Here is a 4,636-nt window from a genome sequence, read left to right on the forward strand (position 1 = left end):
GTACGCGGCGTGATGTTCACCGGCTCTACCGACGTTGCGGGCATTCTGCAACGCAACATCGCAGGCCGCCTTGATCCTCAAGGCCGCCCGACGCCGTTGATTGCCGAAACCGGCGGTTTGAATGCGATGATCGTCGACTCTTCCGCCCTGACCGAACAGGTGGTGACCGACGTCGTGGCCTCCGCCTTCGACAGTGCCGGGCAGCGTTGCTCTGCTCTGCGCATCCTGTGTGTGCAGGAAGATGTGGCAGAACACACTCTGAAAATGCTGCGCGGAGCGATGGCCGAATGCCGGATGGGTAACCCGGAACGCCTGTCTACCGACATTGGCCCGGTGATCGACGCCGAAGCCAAAACCGGTATTGAACGTCATATCCAGGCCATGCGCGCTAAAGGCCGCAAGGTTTATCAGGCGGCAAAAAGCCTGGGGGATGATGAGAAAGAGTGGGCACGTGGCACCTTCGTGAAACCAACGCTGATCGAACTGGAAAGCTTTGACGAGCTGCAAAAAGAGATCTTTGGCCCCGTGCTGCACGTAGTTCGTTTCCAGCGTGCTGGCCTGGGCGCATTAGTCGATCAGATCAATGCCTCAGGCTATGGCCTGACGCTGGGGATCCATACGCGTATCGATGAAACCATCGCCAGAGTGACCGACCACGCCAAGGTCGGTAACCTGTATGTTAACCGCAATATGGTGGGTGCGGTGGTAGGCGTGCAGCCGTTTGGCGGCGAGGGCCTGTCCGGCACCGGGCCGAAAGCCGGTGGACCACTCTATCTGTACCGCCTGCTAGCCAGCCGCCCACAGGATGCCGTGCAGCGCACGCTGAATCGCCAGGATAACGAGCGTCCTCTGGAGGCCAGCGTGCGCCCTGCGCTGCTCGCACCGCACCAGGCTCTGGAACAGTGGGCCGTGGCGGAGAACCATCGCGAGCTGGCCGTCCTGGCGCAGCAATACGCTGAACTGGGCCAGGGTGGCACCGTACGCCCACTGCCAGGCCCAACTGGGGAACGCAACACTTACGCCCTACTGCCACGTGAACGCGTGCTGTGCCTGGCGGACAACAACGCCGATGCGCTGAACCAACTGGCCGCCGTGCTGGCGGTTGGCTGCCAGGCGCTGTGGCCGGAAGCGGAATTGCAGCGCACGCTGTATCGCAGCTTGCCAGCCGCAGTTCAGGCACGGATCGGTTTCACCAAAGATTGGGCGCAGGATAAGGTAGAGTTTGATGCGGCTATCTATCACGGCGACGCCGATCAGTTGCGTACCCTGTGTGAGCAAATCGCGCAACGCAGCGGTGCCATTGTCTCGGTGCAGGGTTTCGCCCGCGGTGAAACCAACATCCTGCTGGAACGCCTGTTGATCGAACGTTCGTTAAGCGTCAACACCGCCGCCGCCGGGGGTAACGCCAGCCTGATGACGATCGGTTAATCGACAAATTCGAGTGACGCCGCCAACCCCGCAGCAACGCGGGGTTTTTTATTGTCTGGGGCGTAACACAGCTAAAGCCGACAGGATGTGGAAATCGCTTGCCATTGATGCATAAAGATATCCACCAACCCAGAGAGCTCTTCTCGGGTTGCGCCATTGCGGGCTTGCACCGACATGCCCTGAATGATATTGGCAATGTACTTACCCAGCAGAGCACAATTGGTGTTTTCCGGCAGTTCTCCCTGGCGAGTGCGCAGCTCCAGGCACTCGACAATCTTTTTCTCTGCGGAATTTCGTGGCTGACTTAGCTGGTTAAATAACGCCTCATCTGCGGCAGACATCCCAAAAGTAGCAACAACCATAAAACAGCCGGCCGGAGTCGCTGTATCAGTAAACCAATCAACGCAAGTACGCAGCAACTGCTGAATCACCTGTGGCAAAGGGAGATCGTCCTGTTCAAGGATCACATCTCTGGCTTGGCCGTAAATGGTCAGATACTTTTCCACCGCCGCACAGAATAAGCCTTCTTTGCTGCCAAACTCAGCGTACAGCGAAGAAGGTTTGGTTCCTGTTTCCTCAATCAGTTCAGACATCGACGTGGGTTCATAGCCAAAGCGCCAGAACAACCCCATAGCCTTTTCCAACACATCGTCACGATCGAGTTTTTTAGGCCTGCCACGTGCAGGCCGCTCCGGTAGGTCCTTTCTCATGTATAGGTCTCCTGGGCCTTGGCCACACCATTTATGTAACGATCACTATAAAATAGTCCCCCCGTATATGCCATCCCGTCAATTAAAATAATGATCATTACAAAATGTTGTTGCACCATCGCCACTCTGCGCGTATGGTTATTAAATAACGATCATTACATAAATGGTAAAGATCGTCCTACGCAATACTTTAATAAGGAATAGCATCATGAAATTACAGAGTTTATTGGCTATCGATACGCCGGTTATCCAAGCCTCCATGGTGTGGCTGAACTCCGCCGAACTGGCCGCTGCGGTATCCAACGCTGGAGGGCTGGGAGTCTTAGGCCCGAATGCCGGACGCCAGTTTGCCAATGGCGGAATCGTTGCGACCGTAGACGCTTTCCGCCAGGAAATAAGGAAAACCAGAAGCTTAACGGATAAACCCTTTGCCGTTAATTACCTCCTCCCCATCGAAGGAGTCGATATCAGTTTTAAATATGCCGAACCGTTACTGGAGGTCATCCTGCAGGAAAAAATTAACATCGTCATAACCAGTGGGAAGGATATTACCAAAGGTGAAGCGTACATCCGCAGGCTGAAAGAGGCCGGGGTTATCGTTATTCACCGCGAAATCTCACCGACGGTGGAGAACTCCATCATGGCGGAAAACATCGGGGTAGATGCAATCATTGTCACCGGACATGAGGCTGGAGGACACTTGAGTGAACACCGTATCAGCACCCTGGTTTTGCTGCCCCAGGTCACCGATGTGGTCAAAATCCCGGTGATTGCCGCCGGAGGCATCTATAACCTGAAAACCGCAAAGGCGGCTATGGCAATGGGAGCTGCCGGGATCTATGTCGGCACACGCTTTATCACCACGTTTGAATCCCCTGCCAGCCTCAATACCAAACAAGCGATTGTCGACGTTCAGTCTGAGGAGTTGGTCGAAATTAATACCCCGGCGGGATATATTCGCGTCATCGCTACCGAGAGTATCCGCGCGGGACGCGGCGAGAGCGAAGTGGGCATCATCAAGACAGGTATGTTAGACGGAGATCACCAATATGGCGTGATCACGGTGTCTGGCGCCGCAGGCGGCATTGGCAAGATTAGCAGCGTTAAGGAAGTGGTCTGCGAATTCTCTCCTGCCTTTAATGAATAGGTTCTGTTGAGTAGCCACGAACATCCAAATCACCCCAGCAAAATGAAGATGGCCGCCCTATTGCTAGCCTGTTCGCAAACCCCGCATTGACGCGGGGTTTTTTATTGCCTGCATAAAAATCAGCCGATACCGTATTCATCACCTTGCCAATTAATGTGTATGGTGTGTATTGTATGGAATGAATAGGTGAAAAGTTCAGAACTGATTAAACGACTCGAAAGCCATGACTGGGTTTTACAACGGATCAAAGGCAGCCACCATCCATTCAAACACCCCAACTCATCGTTGGTGATCACCGAGCCCCATCCCAATAAGGAGGTGAAATTGGGAACGCTGCGGCAAATCATCAAGGATGCAGGGTTGCTTAATTCCTAGACCATTTCGCCACGACGAGGTAACACTATGTTTTATCCCGCTTATATACATGTAGATCCGGATGGCAGCGCCAGCGGCTTTTTTCCCGATGTGCCAGGCTGCTACTTTGCCGGAGACAGTCTCGATCAAACCTTCCATGACGCCAAAAGCGCTCTGGATGCCCACTTTGAAGTATTGAGTGAAGAGAATCAGGCCATTCCACGCCCGCAGGCGATGTCCTTCCATCTGGCTCAGGGCAACGACGCCCTCAACGGCGGCCAGTGGTTGCTGGTGGATATCAATATGGACAAGTTCGATGGCCGGGCAGAACGCATCAATATCACGTTGCCCCACAGGCTGCTCAACCGTATTGATTCGCTGGTGCAGCAGCATCCGGGCTATGGCAGCCGCAGTGCATTTCTCGCCGCCGCAGCGCGTAATGAGTTGTTAAAGGCAGGATAACGAGGTTAAGGGGGCATCGCCCCCTGACAGGATTACTGATTGAGAAACTTATCCAGAAACTGCTTGGTGCGCTGATGCTGCGGGTTGGCGAACAACGCCTTTGCTGGCCCCTGTTCAACAATGCGGCCATGATCCATAAAAATGGCGCGATCGGCCACGTCACGGGCAAAGCTCATCTCGTGGGTGACGATCACCATGGTGCGTTTCTCTTCTGCCAAGGCGCGAATGGTATTGAGCACTTCACCAACCAGTTCAGGATCCAGCGCAGAGGTCGGTTCATCAAACAAAATGACCTCGGGCTGCATCGCTAACGCCCTGGCAATCGCTACGCGCTGCTGCTGACCGCCGGACAAACGTTTAGGGTAAGCCTGCTCTTTACCGCTCAACCCCACTTTTGCCAACAGGACACGCGCCAGCTTTTCAGCGCTGGCCTTGGCCTCTCCTTTAACGATCACCGGTCCTTCGATGATGTTTTCCAGCACCGAACGGTGGGGAAACAGGTTGAAGCTCTGAAACACAAAACCCACCTGCTGGC

6 protein-coding genes are annotated in these 4,636 nt (G+C 54.5%); 4 read left to right on the top strand and 2 right to left on the bottom strand.

Annotation, left to right across the window (positions count from 1 at the left end):
• On the top strand, positions 1-1,428 hold a 1,428-nt coding region (locus ACLQ7H_RS20650), incomplete at its 5' end, for an aldehyde dehydrogenase family protein (RefSeq protein ID WP_411754281.1).
• Positions 1,429-1,499: 71 nt separating this feature from the next.
• Here the strand turns inward: ACLQ7H_RS20650 and ACLQ7H_RS20655 are convergent.
• Entirely contained in the window at positions 1,500-2,138 is a 639-nt protein-coding gene (locus ACLQ7H_RS20655) for a TetR/AcrR family transcriptional regulator (RefSeq protein ID WP_411754282.1), read from the bottom strand.
• 208 nt (positions 2,139-2,346) lie between these two features.
• Here ACLQ7H_RS20655 and ACLQ7H_RS20660 point away from each other — a divergent pair, with 208 nt between their 5' ends.
• The 3 genes from ACLQ7H_RS20660 to ACLQ7H_RS20670 all read left to right on the top strand — a co-directional run bounded on the left by ACLQ7H_RS20660 (position 2,347) and on the right by ACLQ7H_RS20670 (position 4,101).
• On the top strand, positions 2,347-3,285 hold the full coding sequence (locus ACLQ7H_RS20660; protein WP_411754283.1) for an NAD(P)H-dependent flavin oxidoreductase: 939 nt from the start codon (positions 2,347-2,349) through the stop codon (positions 3,283-3,285).
• 186 nt (positions 3,286-3,471) lie between these two features.
• A complete protein-coding gene (locus ACLQ7H_RS20665) occupies positions 3,472-3,660 on the top strand; it encodes a type II toxin-antitoxin system HicA family toxin (RefSeq protein WP_411754284.1) in 189 nt (62 codons plus the stop codon).
• 27 nt (positions 3,661-3,687) lie between these two features.
• The gene (locus tag ACLQ7H_RS20670) at positions 3,688-4,101 is read left to right on the top strand and encodes a type II toxin-antitoxin system HicB family antitoxin (RefSeq protein WP_411754285.1); all 414 of its coding nucleotides are present in this window, start codon (positions 3,688-3,690) and stop codon (positions 4,099-4,101) included.
• A gap of 32 nt (positions 4,102-4,133) precedes the next feature.
• Here the strand turns inward: ACLQ7H_RS20670 and ACLQ7H_RS20675 are convergent.
• The coding region (locus ACLQ7H_RS20675) for an ATP-binding cassette domain-containing protein (protein ID WP_411754286.1) at positions 4,134-4,636 on the bottom strand (503 nt) is incomplete at its 5' end.

The organism is Serratia sp. (in: enterobacteria) (genome assembly GCF_046715635.1).
Taxonomy (GTDB): domain Bacteria; phylum Pseudomonadota; class Gammaproteobacteria; order Enterobacterales; family Enterobacteriaceae; genus Chania.

Excerpts from the sequence above, each read along its gene's own strand:
- ACLQ7H_RS20660 (WP_411754283.1), top strand. The coding sequence starts at position 2,347 with ATGAAATTACAGAGTTTATTGGCTATCGATACGCCGGTTATCCAAGCC.
- ACLQ7H_RS20670 (WP_411754285.1), top strand. The coding sequence starts at position 3,688 with ATGTTTTATCCCGCTTATATACATGTAGATCCGGATGGCAGCGCCAGC.
- ACLQ7H_RS20655 (WP_411754282.1), bottom strand. The coding sequence starts at position 2,138 with ATGAGAAAGGACCTACCGGAGCGGCCTGCACGTGGCAGGCCTAAAAAA.